Consider the following 14,679-nt stretch of genomic DNA (forward strand, 5'->3'; position numbering starts at 1 on the left):
GACCACGCCAGGAACGCCGAGGTCGCACTTCCCATGAGATTGCATGAGGTTGCACGGCTATTACCGCAGGGTCTGAATGACGCGCGTGATCAGTGCTCGGGCCTTCGCCCCGTATACCGCCATGTCGGCCAGCTCCCTGAACGTGTCCGCGTACGCGGCTACCTCGCTGGGCTGGGTCAGCGTGAGGTAGCCCGAGACCAACTCGACGTTGACCTGTGCGGTGCCGAAGATCCAGAACCCCTCCACCGGCATCCGCGATCGCTCGGTACACGTGGGGACCACGCCCAGGCTGACGCTGGGCAGCGAGCCGACCGTGAGGAGGTGGCGGAGCTGTTCCTCCTGTACCTCCGCCCCACCGAGCCCGTTCCGCAAGACCGATTCCTCAACCAGGAACGCGAACCGCCGATCACCCTTATAAAGCACGCGCTGACGCTCCATGCGGACGGCGACCGCATCGGCAACGTCGTCTACTTCGACCCGTCTGCGCTGGACCGCGCGCAAGACGGCTTCCGTGTAGCCGTAGGTCTGGATCAGGCCCGGAACGAACCACGAGGAGTACGCGCGGAAGCGGCGGGTTCGCTCGAAGAGCGGGAGACGGGCCTCCTGGGCCTGCTTGAGCCCGGCACGCTCCATGCGCCGCCACCCGACCCACATGCCTTCGGCGGTACGCAGCGAGGCCAACAGGTCTTCCGTCTGGTCTTCCGACCCGCACGCCTGGCACCACGCCCGGATGTCGTCAGCGGACGGGGGCGTGCGCGCGTTCATGATCCGTGACGACTTGGACGGATGCCAGGAGCACAGACGGGCGATGTCCCGTCCGGTGAGGCCGGCATCCCGGCACAGCTCAGCGAGTCGATTCGCCAGAGCCTGCCGGGCCTGCTGTGCGCTTGATGAGGGTGAGACGGCCATGGTGTTGACAGCTCAGCGCGGTCGGTACTCCTCATGCGGAACGGCCCGTTGCCAGGCTGCGTCGAAGGCGACGGCGCACAGCTTCACCCGCTCGGGCTCCTCCGCGTACTCCCGCCCGTCCTGGTCGAGCTGCCCGTTCCCGGTGAAGTGGTGGAACAGCGCCTGCGCGCTGTCGAACAGCCAGAAATCGGTACCCGGCAAGGCCAAGTCCGTCGTCCGCCGCCGTGGCAGCCACCGGACCAGTTCACCCGCCGCGATGTTCGTGAAGGTGCAGTCGTACTCGTACCGCACGTAGTCGCTGATCGGCTCCGACACGATCCGGAGCCGCCGGACCACAACCCCTCGGGCCGTCGCTTCGCTTACCGCGTCGTGCCAGCCGCCCCACCACGAAGACCGGTCAGCGCGGTCGAGGCGCTTCCCCTGCTGCCACGCGATGAACTCGGGGTCATCGAGCATGTAGCTGTCACGCAACTCAAGGTGCACCGCCGAGTGCTGCGCTCGTGCCAGTGCATGACGGGCGGGTGGCTGCACGGCCTGCCTCTCAGTTGTCGTCCGGGCGCGGGATGTACTTCAGCATCACCGCGGGCAGCCGGATGATCGTCTCGTGGTCCGGAACGTCCGTGGAGTGGCCCGGGATCGAACCGATCTCCTGGCACGTCTTCACCTCGTCCTCCGTCGCCTTGTACGACTGAATCAGAAGGTCGCCGGTCTCCTCGCGGAGCCAGATCGTCGGAGACTCGTCAGTCGGCGTGTTCGGGATGATGCCGAGGAACTTTAGGGTCATGGTCGCTCCCGCCGTCGAGTGGGTTGCACCAGCGTGCACGAGCCTCACCCCTGCGGCTGAGCCGCGCAAGAGGGCCTTCAGACAAGACGGATCGGGGCGCCGGCGAAGGGACGAGAGCACCCGCGCTCGCCGTCCCGATCACGGGTTCCAGTGCGGATGCTCGTGGTGTTGCCCTGCCCTCCGGGCGGCATCATGGGGCGTTCGGCGGGCCTTGCGGGGCGTTAACTCTGTCGCTCTCGCGCCTTCGGCGGTCGATATCCGCTGGTCAGGGCGATGATGGGCCCGAAAAACAGCGTCGCACCCAGCGTGCATATTCTGAGCTGGGGCCGGGGTCGGGATGGCGACCACAGCGCAACTTCGCGCCGCCCCTCCGATGGCCCCAGTGACGGAATGACGTTTTGTTCTATTCCATCTATAGAGACTCAGAACATTCTATTAAAGAGGTAATGGGCTTCGACCGTCATTCCGTCACTTCGTCACCCGTTGACTCCGCCCCAGCATCGTCTTTGATTGCCCAGACGATCCGGCAGCGCTCATCACCGTTGAACCTCACGCCCACCCTGCCTCGCCGGACTTCCACGCGATCGATTGCGAGGCCGAGACGGTCACGTCTTCCGGCCGCGTCATCGGCTTCCCAAGCTTCATGTAGCAGGCCCGCATCCAGAAGCGGAGAAATGTCCACGGAAGGAGTGGGCATCCGCAGTAGATCCGCGCGCAGCCCCTCGATCCGGGTACGAAGTCGTCCGGCGAGCCGGTTGTACCGGTCGATCGCGTCTGCGCCGGTGAACTCGCCACGGACGTACCTGGCCTCCTCCAGGTCCGCCAGACGCGCTCCCTCGTCCGCGATCTCCGCCCCAATCGCGTCCCGCTTCGCGAAAACCTCGGGGTCCTCCCTCTGTACCCAGCGATCGGCGATCACGGCGAGCAACGGGTCCTGGGGCTCCAGGGACGGCAGGCGTGAGAGGAACGCCCGGGTCACGTAGTCGTCGATGCTCTCCACCCGAGCCGAGACGCCGGAGCATCCTCGTCCCATGCGGTGGCTGGAGCACTGGTACGACGTGCCGGCCTTGCTCATCCGGGCCCCGCAGAGCCCACAACGCGCTATCCCGGTGAGCAGCGACTTCCCCTGCTTGTGACCGTGCCGCTTCCCCGCCAGAGGGAACGTGCGCGCTTCGAGCCGGCGGAGGATGAGCTCACGCTCCCCAACCGTGATGATCCCCTCACCGATGCTCACGGTTTCGAGGGTCTCCGGGTCCCGGTAGGGAGAGACCCGGTTCATGTACTTACGTGTCCCGTCGGGCTGCTCCTCGTACTCGGTCTGTGGCATGAGGCCTGCGAAGGCCGGTGAGCGAAGGAGCTGCATGACGCTGGATGAGTTCCACTCTCCTCCGCGGGCCGACTCCACCCCGTTCTCGTTCAGCAGTCGGGCGATGTGGACGAGAGCCTTCCCGGATAGTGCTTCGTCAGCGATCAGGCGGGCGTAGACGGCGGTCTCGGCGTCGTGGACGAGCTTCTTCGTCTCCGGGTCCACCAGGAGCCCGTAGGGCGGCTGTCCGCCGATCCACTGGCCCCGCTGGCGTAGGTACCGCTTGGCGTTACCGACGCGCATCCCAAGGTTTGCGGGACTCGTTGCGCGCCAGTTCCGCCAGCATCGCGATGGTGACCCGGGCGCTGTCGTTCTTCGTGTCGAGGCCGTCCACGACGGAGACCAACCGTCCGCCGACCCGGCCTATGTCGTCCAGCGCCTTGCTGACCTCGCCGATGCCCTTGCGGGACAGGCGGTCGAGTTTCCAGACGATCAGAACGCCCACGACGCCGGCCGTAGCGGCTGTGATCGCCGCATCGAACCCTTTGCGGCTGACGTTCTTGTAACCGGAACGTCCACGGTCGATGTGGACCTTGCGGACGGTCAGTCCGTTGCGCTCCGCCCACGCCCGGCAGTCCGCTTCCTGGCGGTCGATCGCGGTCTTGCCCTCCCGGTCCAGAGACAGGCGCAAGTACAGGTCAGCAGTGCTCGGGGGCACGGGCACGGCGGGGCGCGGGAGCGGGGGTGGGCTCCGGGGCAGCATCGTTCATCCTTCAAGCTTGCCATCCGGGTATGAACACCGGATCACGCGCATACGGCGGGCTGCCGGGCCCGGCCCGGTAGCGTGCCGGGTATGACAGCCAGTGCGCCGCCGAGCGGGCGGATATTCGATGCCGTGAGTGCCACCGCCGTGCGGAGCACCGAGGGGTTGCGGGAGCTCTATGAGAGTCCCGGCGAGATGGCGCGCCGGAAGGCCGTGGACCGGATCCACGAGGCCGCTCGGGCCGTCATCGGGCGCTCCTCGCTGGTGTTCGTCGCCAGTGCCGGTGCCGACGGGACCTGCGATGTCACGCCCCGGGGCGGGCCGCCCGGATTCGTGGCCGTGCTGGACGAGTTCACCCTCGCGCTGCCCGACGCCACCGGCAACAAGCGGCTCGACACCGCCCACAACATCGTGGAGACCGGCCGGGCCGGGCTGATCTTCGTCATCCCCGGGCGGGCCACCACCCTGCGGGTGAACGGGCGGGCCTGCGTGTCCGCCGATCCGCGGCTGCTGGAGCGGCTGACCTCCGTCGGCAAGCCCCCGCGCAGCGCGATCGTGCTGGAGGTCGAGGGGGCCTACCAGCACTGCCCCAAGGCCTTCCTGCGCAGCAACGCCTGGAAGCCGGAGCAGTGGCTCGCCGAGGACGCCGTCCCCAGTTCCGCCGAGATCACCCTCTCCCACCTGGATCTCCCCGGTCTGACGATCGAGGAGATCCGGCAGCAGGAGCGCGAGTCCCTGCTGTACCGCTACGAATAGGCGAACAGGGCGCTCAGCCGGGGCAGTCGGGCCGTTATCTCGTCGCTGTCGTCGAAGTCGAAGTCCCAGGACGGGTCCAGGGGCGGGTAGCTGATCGTGAAGGAGTCCGCGGGGAGCTCGAGGCCGGTGCCGGCCTCGTACGCCCGCCAGGCGATCGAGAGGGCGCCCTCGTCCTCCAGGTCCAGGCCCCGCACCGCCGCCTCGCGGACCGCGGGGTGTGCGGCCAGCGAGTCGGGGTCGGTCAGGGCCGCCTCGAAGGTCTCCCGCCCCTGGGTGAGGAGCCAGCCGCGGAAGTAGTCGAAGCCGTCGTCCGAGCAGCCCCCGTTGATCACGTAGGCCGCGGCCCAGAGCGGCGCCCGGTAGGACTCCGCCAGCAGGTCCCACAGCACCTGCTGGGAGGCGGCTATCTCCGCCTCCGGGTTGTCCGCGAGGAGCTGCACCGCGCGCGAGGCCACCTCCTGCGGATCCGCGTCCGCACGGGCCGTCTCGATCAGCTTCCAGAACGTCTGCTTGTCCATGGGGAAAGCCTGGCAGCCCGGTCTGACATCAGGCGGGGGTGCTGAGGAAGGTGTGGATGGATCTTGTGAGCGCGCCGACGAAGGCGTCCTGTACCGGCGCCGGGACGAGGTCCAGGGACAGGTACGGGTTCAGGTCCTCCAGCTCGACCAGGAGCAGCTCGCCGGACGGAGCCCGGCAGGCGTCCACGCGCTGGATGCCGTGGTCGAGGGTGTTCCAGTCGACGAAGGAGCGGGCGAAGGCCAGGTCCGCGTCGGTCGGGGTGTAGGGCGTCAGCTCCCAGCGGCGGGCCGGGTCGGGGGCGTGCAGCGCGTACTGGAAGGCGTCGTCGACGAAGTAGAAGGACACCTCGTACGTGAAGTCGATGCGCGGCTGGATCAGCACGGCCCCGGCCGGCCCGTCCGGTGTCGCGGTGAAGGTGAGGCCGATGGAGTCCGCGCCCTGCTTCGGCTTGACCGCGTACTGCGGCACCTGCGGCAGTTCCGCCAGCCGGGCGGGGTCGTCGATGGTCGGGATGACCGGGTATCCGGCGGCCGTCAGGTCGAGCAGGTACTGCTTGCCCGCCATGTCGGCGCGGCCGGTGAGCGGGTTGTAGACGCGGGCCCCGGCGGCGAGGGCGGCCGCACGGAAGGAGTCGTAGGCCTCCTGGTAGTGCAGGACCGGGCCGCTGTTGCGGACGATCACCGCGTCGAAGCCGAGCGGCAGCAGGGCCTCCGCGTCCGCGGGATGGCACAGGGCCAGGTCGAACTCGGCGCGCAGCCGGGACGTGAGGAATATGTCCTCGTCGCAGTAGCGGCGGCCGCGTGCGGGGTACGCCAGGTCGGTCACGTAGAGCAGGGGCATGAGGGCAACCTATCGCGGGCACTGATCAGCGCATGAAATACCTCGTTCGGGACAAAATGCTGGCCATCGGGGACGACTACTGGATCGAGGACGAGGACGGCCGGCACGCCTTCCTCGTCGACGGGAAGGCGCTGCGCTTCCGGGACACGCTGGAGCTGAAGGATCCCGACGGGCAGATCCTGATCACCCTGCGGGGGAAGCTGTTCACGCTGCGGGACGCGATGACCCTGGAGCGGGACGAGCGCAGGCTCGCGGTGATCCGCAGGAAGCGGCTCTCGCTGCTGCGGGGCCACTTCCGCGTGACCCTGGCCGAGGGCACCGAGCTCGACGTCAGCGGGCGCATCCTGGAACGCGAGTTCAAGGTCGAGTACGACGGGGAGCTGCTCGCGCTGGTCTCGCGGCAGTGGTACCGGCTGCGCGAGACGTACGCGGTGGACGTGGTCCGGGAGGACGCGGACGCGGCGCTGCTGATCGCGGTCGCGGTGTGCGTGATCCGGATGGCGGAGAAGGAGCGGGAGGACGGGGTCAGTCCCGATGGTGCTCCCGGGCCGTGAGCTGGCCCTGCACATAGGCGTCGGTGTCCGGCGCGTACGGGCCTCCGTGGTCGAGCAGGAGGTCGGTGATGCGCTGCCACTCCGCGGCCTCGGCGCGCACGGACGCGTCGGCGGACTCGAGGTCGCCGGCGTCCGCCAGCACGGCCTCCAGGGCGGCCTGCGCCGTGTGGTGGGTCATGCCGGTGGCCCGGTCCCGGACGCGCTCCCGGGCCGCGACCTCCGCGGCGCCGGGCTCGTGCGGCTCCAGGGCGGCCTCCAGCGCGGCTTCTGCGTCCTGCGTCACGGCGTACGGCCTCCTCGTCGCGGATCCGGGCGGCCGGCGCCGCCCGCCCTCCTCGTCTGCCCCGCATCTGCCCACAGGCCCCGGCATCAACCGGGGCCGACCGGGGCGGACCAGAGGGCTGACCGGGGCGGACCAGAGGGCCGACCGGGCCCCGGGGGCCCCAGGGGCCCGTCAGCTCAGGCGGCGGTCCTTCAGGGCCGGGAACCGGGAGCGGGTCTCGGGGACCTTGGCCGGGTCCAGGTCCACGGTGAGGACCTCCTCGCCGGGGCCCGCCTCGGCCAGGACCTCGCCCCACGGGTCCACCACCAGGCTGTGCCCGGCCTGCTCCACGCCCGCGTGGGTGCCGGCCAGCCCGCACGCCAGGACGTAGGACTGGTCCTCCACGGCGCGCGCCCGGCTGAGCAGGGTCCAGTGGGAGCGGCGGCGGGCGGGCCAGCCCGCCGCGACGACCATCGTGGTGGCCCCGGCGTCGACCAGCCCGCGGAACAGCTCCGGGAAGCGCAGGTCGTAGCAGGTGGCGATGCCGAGGGTCTGCTCCGGCAGGGTCAGCGTGGTCAGGGAGTCCCCGGCCGACATCAGTACGGCCTCGCCCTGGTCGAAGCCGAAGCGGTGGATCTTCCGGTAGGTGGCGGCCAGCTCTCCCGCCGGGGAGAGGACGAGGGCGGTGTTGTAGAGGGAGCCGTCGCCCGCGCGCTCCACGACCGAGCCGGCGTGCAGCCAGACCCCGGCGTCGCGCGCCGCCCCGGACATGGCCTCGTAGGTCGGGCCGTCCAGTGGTTCGGCCTCGGTCTCGAACTGCTCGTAGGCGAAAGCGCCGACCGGCCACAGCTCCGGGAGGACCACGAGATCGGAGCCCGCCTGCTCCCGTACGAGCTCGGCGACGCGGGTACGTCGGGAAGACACCGACTCGCCCTCGTTCACTGCGATTTGGATCAGCGAGGCGCGCACACTACCACCGTCCTGGCGTTCAAGCCGTCAACTCGGGCCTACGATCGTCACACGAAAGCACTGCCGGGGTGCTCACCGGCAGCGTAGTTTTGGAAACTGAGTCCACAGCTTCTTAAAACGCGCCATTGAACAGCACCGCGAGGGGTCCCGTTGACCGTCCATCCGCATCCCGCCCTCCAGCCCTATGCCGACGCGTGGACGCACTCCATCGAGGCGATATCCGAGTTGGTCCTCCCGTTGGCGGAGGGCGAGTGGAACCGGGCGACGCCGTGTCCCGGCTGGTCCGTCCGTGACGTCGTGTCACACATCATCGGTATCGAGTGCGAGCAGCTCGGGGACCCGCGACCGATCCACACGGTGGCGCGGGACCTGCGGCACGTGGTGGACGAGTTCAGCCGGTACATGGAGGTGCAGGTCGACGTGCGGCGTCACCACACCGCTCCGGAGATGACCTCGGAGCTGGAGTACACGGTGATCCGGCGCTCCCGGCAGCTGCGCAACGAGAAGCGGGATCCGGCCACGATGGTGCGCGGGCCGCTCGGTGAACAGGTGACACTGGAGCAGGCGCTGCGGCTGCGGGCCTTCGACGTGTGGATCCACGAGCAGGACCTGCGGGCGGCGCTGGGGGTACCGGGGAACTGGGACTCGCCGGGCGCGCACGTGGCGCGGGACATGCTGCTGGCCGGGCTGGCGAAGGTGGTGGCCAAGCGGGCGGGCGCGCCGGCGAACTCGGCGGTGGTGATCGACGTGCACGGTCAGCTGGAGTTCATGCGGACGGTACGGGTCGACGCGGACGGCCGCGGGACCGTGGACAAGTCGCCCTCCCTGGGCCCGGCGGCGACCCTGACGCTGGACTGGGAGACGTACGTGCGCCTGGCGGCGGGCCGGGTGCGGGCGCACACGGTCGCGGACCGGGTGAAGGTGGAGGGCGACGCCGAGCTGGCGGACGCCATCCTCACGCAGTTCTCGGTGACTCCGTAGGTCCCCTCACCGGTCGTCGGCGGGAGCGAGGGCGGCGCCCGGCGCTCCCGCCCCGGTCAGGCCAGTGCGCGGCCCGGTTCCGTCGGGACGGTCGCGGGGGCCGCGGCGGGGCCCGGGATCGCGTCGCGGGCGCGTTCGCGTTCGCGTTCACGGGCCAGGGCGAACGGGCGCAGGCGCAGGATGCTGACGACGCCCACCGCTTCGAGGACGAAGACCGTGGAGAAGGCAATGCGGTAGTTGTCACCGGTGGCGTCCAGCAGGATGCCCACCGTCAGCAGGGTGGTCATGGAGGCGATGAAGCCGCCCATGTTCGTGATCCCGGAGGCGGTGCCCTGGCGCTCCGCCGGGTTGGCCGGGCGGGCGAAGTCGAAGCCGATCATCGACGCCGGTCCGCAGCCGCCCAGCACCAGGCACAGAGTGACCAGCAGCCACATCGGCGCCCGGTCGCCCGGGTACACGAGGACCGCCGCCCACAGCAGGGCCGTGAGGCCGACCGTGCCCAGGGCGAGCGGGATCCGCGCGGACTGCCGGCGCCCGACGATCTGGCCGTAAGCCAGCCCGAGCGCCATGTTCGAGGCGACGACCAGGGTGAGCAGTCCACCCGCCGTGGTCCGTGACAACCCCTGTGCCTCGACGAGGAAGGGCATGCCCCACAGCAGCAGGAACACCATCGCGGGGAACTGCGTGGTGAAGTGCACCCACAGGCCGAGCCGGGTGCCGGGTTCGGCCCAGGACTCCCGGATCTGACGCCGTACGAAGCCGCCGGTCCCACCGGCACCGCCGGTCCCACCGGCACCGCCGGACCCGCGTCGCGCCGGCGCCGGCCCGTACCCCTCCGGATGGTCCCGCAGGAACAGCACCAGCGGTACCAGGACCACCAGCCCCGCCACCGCGCTGCCCGCGAAGGCGGCGGTCCAGCCGACGCCGTGCAGCACGGGGGCGAGGACGAGGGTGGAGACGAGGTTGCCCGCCATGCCGACCAGCCCGGCCAGCTGCGCCATCAGCGGCCCGCGCCGGGCCGGGAACCACCGGGTGCCGAGCCGCAGGACCGAGATGAAGGTCATCGCGTCGCCGCAGCCCAGCAGCGCCCGCGCGGCGAGCGCCATCCCGTAGGAGGGCGAGAGCGCGAAGCCGAGCTGGCCGACGGTGAAGAGCACCGCGCCCAGGGTCAGCACCTTCTTGGTGCCGAGCCGGTCGACCATCAGGCCCACCGGGATCTGCATGCCCGCGTAGACGAGCAGTTGGAGGAGGGAGAAGGCGGCCAGCGCAGAGGCGTTCACGTGGAAGCGGTCGGCGGCGTCGAGCCCGGCCACGCCCAGGCTGGTACGGAAGATCACCGCCACGAAGTAGACGGCGACGCCGATGCTCCAGACGGCGACGGCCCTCCTGCCTCCCGGCGGGTCGGCGGGTATGTCGGCCCTGACGGGGGAGGCGCTCACCGGCTCGTTCACCGGCCCGCTCACCGGCCTGCTCATGGGACCGCTCACCGGCCCGGCCCGCGCACCAGGGCCTCGACCCGGCCGATGTGCCCGCGGACCGCCGCGGCCGCCTTCTCCTCGTCCCCGGCGCGCAGCGCGTCCAGGATCTCCGCGTGCTCGGCGAGCGTCCGGTCCAGCCGTTCCGGATGGGCGTGCAGCAGGGCCACGCCCATCCGCAGCTGCCGGTCCCGGAGCTGGTCGTAGAGCCGGCACAGGATCTGGTTGCCGGCGCTGCGCACGATCTCGGCGTGGAAGCCGCGGTCGGCGGCCATCATCGCGGCGAGGTCGCCGCCGGCGGCGTGCCGGCGCTGTTCGTCGAGCAGGACGGCGAGCCGGTCCAGCAGGCCCGGTGGGGCCGGCACGGACCTGCGTACGGTGAACTCCTCGACCAGCAGCCGGGTTTCGAGGACGTCGGTGATCTCCTGGGCGGAGACCTGGAGGACCAGGGCGCCCTTCTTCGGGTACAGCTTCAGCAGCCCCTCGGTCTCCAGCCGCAGCAGCGCCTCGCGGACGGGGGTGCGGGACACCCCGACGGCCGTGGCGAGTTCGCCCTCGGTCAGGAGGATGCCGCCTTCGTAGACGCGGTCGAGCACGCCCTGCTTGACGTGCTGGTAGACCCGCTCGGCGGCGGTCACGGTATGGGCGGGAGCAGGCATGCGCACAGGATAGATACAACAGAGGTGCCAGCCGATGACGGATCCAGGATGTGGACCACGGCCGCGGACAGCGACCGCCGACCGGGGGAGGGGGCACGAGCCGCGGCCCCTCCCGCTGCATCGAAGGATGTACCCCGCCTTCGTCCACCCGCAGGACGTACGGGGACCCGCGCGCCGGAAGGCTGGAGTCATGGCCGACACCCTGCTCGCCCCGGCAGCACAGAAGACCGCGAGGCTGCCCCTCCTGGACGTCCTGCGCGGCGCCGCGATCCTCGGCACCCTCATGACCAACGTCTGGATCTTCAGCTCGCCCGGTTCGGAGTGGGGGGTGCTCCAGGGCGGGCTGAAGCCGCCCGACCCGATCGCCGACCCCTCCGCCGCCCACATCGCGGAGAGCGTCTTCCGCTTCCTGGCCGACGGTAAGTTCCTGTCGCTGCTGACGGTCCTGTTCGGCGTGGGGCTGGCCATCCAGTTCGACTCCGCCGCCCGCCGCGGCGACCCCTGGCCCGGCCGCTACCCGCGCCGCGCCGCCTTCCTCCTCGTCGAGGGCACCGTGCACTTCGTGCTCGTCTTCGCCTGGGACGTACTGATGGGGTACGCGGTCACCGCCCTGCTCGTCGCGTGGCTGCTGGCCCGCTCCGAGAAGGTGCGGCGGCGGGCCATGTGGACGGCCGGCGGACTGCACCTGGCGCTGGTCTACCTGGTCACCCTCGACGCGCTGAGCCGCCCCGCGGGCGCCCCGAAGCATGCGGACCCGGCCGCCGTCGAGCTGTACGCCGGCGGCGGTTACCCGGCCCAGATCGCCTTCCGCCTGGAGCACTTCCTCGCCCTGCGCATCGAGCCGGTCTTCTCCTTCGGACTGCTCGTGTTCCTCTTCCTCCTCGGAGTGCGGCTGCACCGCGCCGGCGCCTTCACCGCCACCGCCGACGGCCGCCGCGTCAGGACCCGGATGGCCGCCTGGGGCCTGGGCCTCGGGCTGCCGCTGAACGCCGCGACCACCCTCGGCGGCTCCGACTTCTACGTACTGGGCCGCTACGGCGCCGCGCCGCTGCTCGCCCTCGGCTACATCGGCCTGATCGGCATCGCCCTCGACCGCGGGTGGATCCCGGCCGCCGCGCGCACCGCCCTCGGCTCCGTCGGCCGCACCGCCCTGTCCTGCTACGTCGCCCAGAACCTGCTCTGCATGCTGCTCTGCTACGGCATCGGGCTGGGCCTCGCCGAGCAGCTGGGCGGCAGCGGACCCTGGTGGGTGATGGGCCTGTGGGCCTGTGTGAGCCTGGCCCTGGCGGCCGGTTCGTGGCTGTGGCTGCGCCGCTTCGACCACGGCCCGCTGGAAGCCGTCCAGCGCACCGTGCTCAGGCCGCGCCGGTGACCGCCGCGACCTCCACGTCCAGTACGAACTCGTCGTACGGGGCCTCGTCCGGGTAGGGCGGCCGGACCTGCGCGAAGCGGATCCGGGCCCGGCTCCCGCCCGGCGGGCGGCCCCGTACGACGTAGGTCCGCTCCACCGGCGCCCCCGGCGGCGGGGCCGCGGCGGCGGCCGGGGCTTCCGGGGCCGCGGGGGCCTTGGGGGCGGCCTCCGCCACCGTCACCGCGTCCGCGTCCCCGGTGACCTGCCAGGTCCACACGTACCCGCGCGCCCCGCGCCCGGTGAGCCGCAGCTCGTACGCCTCACCGGGGACCAGCACGATGCTCCGTACCTCCACGCCCGCCCGGTCCTCTCAGACGGGGCCGATCACCGACCCCTCGTGCCAGCCCGCGCCGTCCCGCCAGTAGTGCTGGAGGCGGCGGTCGGTGCGCAGGACGATGACTTCCAGGTTGAACCCGAAACTGCCCTGGAGCATCCCGGTGACGGATGCGACGTCGTGCCCGAAGACCGCGCTGCGGCGCCAGGGCGACCCGCCGGCGTTCCCTCGCCACCAGTGCTCCACCCGGCCGCCGGCCACAGCCACGCACAGCTCGTAGTTCCCGGCGGTGTCCTCGTCGGCGGCACCGGACTGCCCCTCGATCAGGCAGGGCGCGGAGACGGCCGCCGTACCGCTGCCGAAGATCTCCCCCGCCCGCCAGGCGAAGCCGTTCGGATCGTCGCGCCACCACAGCTGCATGCGGCCGTCGGTGAGGGCGGCGACGAGGTCGAGGTGGCGGGCGCGGGTCTGGACGAGGGCGGCGCCGTAGTGGGCGATGCCGGAGGCGAAGCGGCCGCCGTCGTTCCAGGTCCAGGGGGCTCCGTTGAGGCGCCACCAGTGGCCCAGCCGGCCGTCGGCGGTCCGTACCACCACCTCGAAGTTGCCCGGCTTGCCGTAGTCGCTCTGGATGAATGCCGGGGTCGAACCGACCGCCGCGTCGCCCGGGCCGAAGGCGCCGCCGTCACGCCAGACGCCCGCGGACTGCTCGTAGTACCAGTGGCGCAGCCGGCCGCCGGTGGTCACGTGCAGGGACTCCATGTTGCGGTTGTAGGTGCTCCCGGTGAAGGCGGGCTGTCCGGCGGCGTCGCCGGCGAAGGTGCCCGCGCGGGCCCAGGCGAACGGGGCGTCGCCCTCGCGCCACCAGTGCTGGAGCCGGCCGTCGGCGGTGGTGGCGAGGAGCTCGAAATTGCGGTGGGCGCGGCCGTTGCCGCTCTCGTAGACGTTGCCGGTGTGCAGGCGGCGCTTGGTCCACGGGTCGATGTTGGTGCCGCGCAGGCCGCACTTGGCCCAGTGGTCGATGTTGACCTCGCCGTAGGCGATCCGGCCGTAGCCGCCGACGTGGTAGCCCGTCCCCCAGGAGTTCTTGAACAGCCAGCAGCCGGCCGCGTCGTCGTAGCCGACGATCAACACGCAGTGCCCGCCCGCGAGATGGTCGCTGGTGCGGTGGTACACCCCGGAGCCGAGCCCGAAGAAATCGTCGTACACGTCGAAGCAGGCGGTCAGCGGGCCGACCGTGTCCAGCCAGACCTTCTGCTGCTCCACGTCGCCGAGGCGGACGTAGTCGGTGATCCGGACGGTCCTGCCCGACCGGTCCCAACTGGGCGTGTACTCGGCGCGCCAGGCCTCGCGGCGGGCGGCCGGCAGACCCGCGGGCGGGGTGCTGTACGGCCAGCAGTCCGGGTCGGCGAGCCCGCCGTTCGCCCTGATCCAGTCCAGGGCGGTCTCCGGATTGCTGCCCTGCCCGCAGGTGAAGCGCAGACCGTCGTGCACGTCCCCCTCGGAGCGCTCCGCCCATACGTCGTGTTCGATACGGGCCATGGACTCCACGAGGCCCGCGGCGCCGAAGGCCCAGCAGGAGCCGCACGGGTTCTGGTCCTTCACCTTGGTGATCCACGGCAGGCCCCAGCGGCTGCGCCAGTCCACGGCCGCGGGCCGGGCTCCGGCCGCCGGCCCCCGCACCCCGGGCAGCAGCCCGTGCGCGGCCCGGCGCCGGGTCAGATGCGGATTGCCGCTGGCGTGGCCGATGATCCCCGCCAGATCGATCACCCCCGCGTCCGCGGCGGGCGTCAGATTCGCCCCGGGCTCCAGACCGAGCGAAGGCCGCGGCACGGGCTCCTCGTCGGCGAGATGCTCCAGGACCGACCAGCGTGCCCCCCGTGCGACGAGCTGCGCACGCAACTCCCCCACCGACTGAACAGAATCCTCCGGCATAGCGGCCCCCCAGCTGCAACCGTTCGGTTCGAGACCCGGGAGCGTCCCGTGGGCGCAGAGGGGCGTCAAGGGGGTCCGCACGGTCGCGGGGGGGCCCCCCGGGGCGGGCCCCCCCCCCCCCCCCCGGCCGCGCCCCCCCCCCCCCCCCCCCCCCCCCCCCCCCCCCCCGCCCCCCCCCCCCCCCCCCCCGCGGGGGGGGGGGGGGGGGGGGGGGGGGGGCCCCCCCCCCCTCGGCTACGCCCCCCAGACCGCACCCGACGCCCTCACCTACGCCGGCCCCCACGA

17 protein-coding genes are annotated in these 14,679 nt (G+C 71.5%); 4 read left to right on the top strand and 13 right to left on the bottom strand.

All coding sequences use genetic code 11. The features are described from left to right. Nucleotides 1–60: 60 nt before the first annotated feature. The 5 genes from ACIQZO_RS34055 to ACIQZO_RS34075 form a co-directional block, all read right to left on the bottom strand. Nucleotides 61–909, bottom strand: coding sequence for a helix-turn-helix domain-containing protein (locus tag ACIQZO_RS34055; RefSeq protein WP_403633901.1), 849 nt, complete (start codon nucleotides 907–909; stop codon nucleotides 61–63). Between the two features lie 12 nt (nucleotides 910–921). After that, nucleotides 922–1,440 carry a DUF6879 family protein gene (locus tag ACIQZO_RS34060; RefSeq protein WP_403633903.1) on the bottom strand — a complete coding sequence of 173 codons (519 nt, stop codon included), beginning with the start codon at nucleotides 1,438–1,440 and terminating at the stop codon, nucleotides 922–924. A gap of 10 nt (nucleotides 1,441–1,450) precedes the next feature. Next, nucleotides 1,451–1,693 carry a hypothetical protein gene (locus ACIQZO_RS34065; protein WP_403633905.1) on the bottom strand — a complete coding sequence of 81 codons (243 nt, stop codon included), beginning with the start codon at nucleotides 1,691–1,693 and terminating at the stop codon, nucleotides 1,451–1,453. A 460-nt stretch (nucleotides 1,694–2,153) separates the two neighbouring features. After that, nucleotides 2,154–3,224, bottom strand: a complete 1,071-nt coding sequence (locus ACIQZO_RS34070) for a recombinase family protein (protein ID WP_403633907.1) — start codon at nucleotides 3,222–3,224, stop codon at nucleotides 2,154–2,156. Nucleotides 3,225–3,288: 64 nt separating this feature from the next. Further along, complete coding sequence (locus ACIQZO_RS34075) at nucleotides 3,289–3,762, bottom strand: recombinase family protein (protein ID WP_403633909.1); 474 nt, start codon at nucleotides 3,760–3,762, stop codon at nucleotides 3,289–3,291. 90 nt (nucleotides 3,763–3,852) lie between these two features. On the opposite strand from ACIQZO_RS34075, the gene ACIQZO_RS34080 reads away from it, so the two are divergent. Then, nucleotides 3,853–4,518, top strand: a complete 666-nt coding sequence (locus ACIQZO_RS34080; RefSeq protein ID WP_403633911.1) for an MSMEG_1061 family FMN-dependent PPOX-type flavoprotein — start codon at nucleotides 3,853–3,855, stop codon at nucleotides 4,516–4,518. Here ACIQZO_RS34080 and ACIQZO_RS34085 read toward each other — a convergent pair. Next, nucleotides 4,509–5,036 (bottom strand): DUF4240 domain-containing protein, encoded by a 528-nt coding sequence (locus ACIQZO_RS34085; RefSeq protein WP_403633913.1) that lies wholly within the window; start codon nucleotides 5,034–5,036, stop codon nucleotides 4,509–4,511. The genes ACIQZO_RS34080 and ACIQZO_RS34085 overlap by 10 nt on opposite strands. A 28-nt stretch (nucleotides 5,037–5,064) precedes the next feature. Next, complete coding sequence (locus tag ACIQZO_RS34090; RefSeq protein ID WP_403633915.1) at nucleotides 5,065–5,877, bottom strand: hypothetical protein; 813 nt, start codon at nucleotides 5,875–5,877, stop codon at nucleotides 5,065–5,067. 32 nt (nucleotides 5,878–5,909) lie between these two features. Here ACIQZO_RS34090 and ACIQZO_RS34095 point away from each other — a divergent pair, with 32 nt between their 5' ends. After that, on the top strand, nucleotides 5,910–6,431 hold the full coding sequence (locus tag ACIQZO_RS34095; protein WP_403633918.1) for an LURP-one-related/scramblase family protein: 522 nt from the start codon (nucleotides 5,910–5,912) through the stop codon (nucleotides 6,429–6,431). Here the strand turns inward: ACIQZO_RS34095 and ACIQZO_RS34100 are convergent. Together ACIQZO_RS34100 and ACIQZO_RS34105 are read right to left on the bottom strand one after the other, a co-directional pair. Continuing rightward, nucleotides 6,403–6,714 carry a hypothetical protein gene (locus tag ACIQZO_RS34100; protein ID WP_403633921.1) on the bottom strand — a complete coding sequence of 104 codons (312 nt, stop codon included), beginning with the start codon at nucleotides 6,712–6,714 and terminating at the stop codon, nucleotides 6,403–6,405. The genes ACIQZO_RS34095 and ACIQZO_RS34100 overlap by 29 nt on opposite strands. Nucleotides 6,715–6,885: 171 nt before the next feature. After that, nucleotides 6,886–7,662, bottom strand: coding sequence for a carbon-nitrogen family hydrolase (locus tag ACIQZO_RS34105; protein WP_403633924.1), 777 nt, complete (start codon nucleotides 7,660–7,662; stop codon nucleotides 6,886–6,888). Between the two features lie 150 nt (nucleotides 7,663–7,812). Between ACIQZO_RS34105 and ACIQZO_RS34110 the strand changes: the two genes are divergently transcribed. Next, complete coding sequence (locus ACIQZO_RS34110) at nucleotides 7,813–8,643, top strand: maleylpyruvate isomerase family mycothiol-dependent enzyme (RefSeq protein WP_403633926.1); 831 nt, start codon at nucleotides 7,813–7,815, stop codon at nucleotides 8,641–8,643. A 56-nt stretch (nucleotides 8,644–8,699) separates the two neighbouring features. On the opposite strand, the gene ACIQZO_RS34115 is transcribed toward ACIQZO_RS34110, so the two are convergent. Both ACIQZO_RS34115 and ACIQZO_RS34120 read right to left on the bottom strand, forming a co-directional pair. Further along, nucleotides 8,700–10,118, bottom strand: coding sequence for a nitrate/nitrite transporter (locus ACIQZO_RS34115; protein ID WP_403633929.1), 1,419 nt, complete (start codon nucleotides 10,116–10,118; stop codon nucleotides 8,700–8,702). A gap of 8 nt (nucleotides 10,119–10,126) precedes the next feature. Beyond that, nucleotides 10,127–10,777 carry a GntR family transcriptional regulator gene (locus tag ACIQZO_RS34120; protein ID WP_403633931.1) on the bottom strand — a complete coding sequence of 217 codons (651 nt, stop codon included), beginning with the start codon at nucleotides 10,775–10,777 and terminating at the stop codon, nucleotides 10,127–10,129. Nucleotides 10,778–10,967: 190 nt separating this feature from the next. Between ACIQZO_RS34120 and ACIQZO_RS34125 the strand changes: the two genes are divergently transcribed. After that, the gene (locus ACIQZO_RS34125; RefSeq protein WP_403633934.1) at nucleotides 10,968–12,149 is read left to right on the top strand and encodes a DUF418 domain-containing protein; all 1,182 of its coding nucleotides are present in this window, start codon (nucleotides 10,968–10,970) and stop codon (nucleotides 12,147–12,149) included. Here the strand turns inward: ACIQZO_RS34125 and ACIQZO_RS34130 are convergent. Both ACIQZO_RS34130 and ACIQZO_RS34135 read right to left on the bottom strand, forming a co-directional pair. Beyond that, a complete protein-coding gene (locus tag ACIQZO_RS34130) occupies nucleotides 12,133–12,483 on the bottom strand; it encodes a hypothetical protein (protein WP_403633937.1) in 351 nt (116 codons plus the stop codon). The genes ACIQZO_RS34125 and ACIQZO_RS34130 overlap by 17 nt on opposite strands. Nucleotides 12,484–12,498: 15 nt before the next feature. Beyond that, nucleotides 12,499–14,370: a C1 family peptidase gene (locus tag ACIQZO_RS34135; protein ID WP_403633940.1), complete on the bottom strand. Its 1,872-nt coding sequence runs from the start codon at nucleotides 14,368–14,370 to the stop codon at nucleotides 12,499–12,501. Between the last annotated feature and the right edge of the window lie 309 nt (nucleotides 14,371–14,679).

This window comes from Streptomyces sp. NPDC097617 (assembly GCF_044761485.1).
Taxonomy (GTDB): domain Bacteria; phylum Actinomycetota; class Actinomycetes; order Streptomycetales; family Streptomycetaceae; genus Streptomyces.

What these genes read in the sequence shown, in the direction of transcription:
- ACIQZO_RS34095 (WP_403633918.1), top strand. Translation starts at nt 5,910, where the DNA reads ATGAAATACCTCGTTCGGGACAAAATGCTGGCCATCGGGGACGACTAC.
- ACIQZO_RS34090 (WP_403633915.1), bottom strand. Translation starts at nt 5,877, where the DNA reads ATGCCCCTGCTCTACGTGACCGACCTGGCGTACCCCGCACGCGGCCGC.
- ACIQZO_RS34085 (WP_403633913.1), bottom strand. Translation starts at nt 5,036, where the DNA reads ATGGACAAGCAGACGTTCTGGAAGCTGATCGAGACGGCCCGTGCGGAC.
- ACIQZO_RS34065 (WP_403633905.1), bottom strand. Translation starts at nt 1,693, where the DNA reads ATGACCCTAAAGTTCCTCGGCATCATCCCGAACACGCCGACTGACGAG.
- ACIQZO_RS34120 (WP_403633931.1), bottom strand. Translation starts at nt 10,777, where the DNA reads ATGCCTGCTCCCGCCCATACCGTGACCGCCGCCGAGCGGGTCTACCAG.
- ACIQZO_RS34055 (WP_403633901.1), bottom strand. Translation starts at nt 909, where the DNA reads ATGGCCGTCTCACCCTCATCAAGCGCACAGCAGGCCCGGCAGGCTCTG.
- ACIQZO_RS34080 (WP_403633911.1), top strand. Translation starts at nt 3,853, where the DNA reads ATGACAGCCAGTGCGCCGCCGAGCGGGCGGATATTCGATGCCGTGAGT.
- ACIQZO_RS34125 (WP_403633934.1), top strand. Translation starts at nt 10,968, where the DNA reads ATGGCCGACACCCTGCTCGCCCCGGCAGCACAGAAGACCGCGAGGCTG.
- ACIQZO_RS34115 (WP_403633929.1), bottom strand. Translation starts at nt 10,118, where the DNA reads ATGAGCAGGCCGGTGAGCGGGCCGGTGAACGAGCCGGTGAGCGCCTCC.
- ACIQZO_RS34075 (WP_403633909.1), bottom strand. Translation starts at nt 3,762, where the DNA reads ATGCTGCCCCGGAGCCCACCCCCGCTCCCGCGCCCCGCCGTGCCCGTG.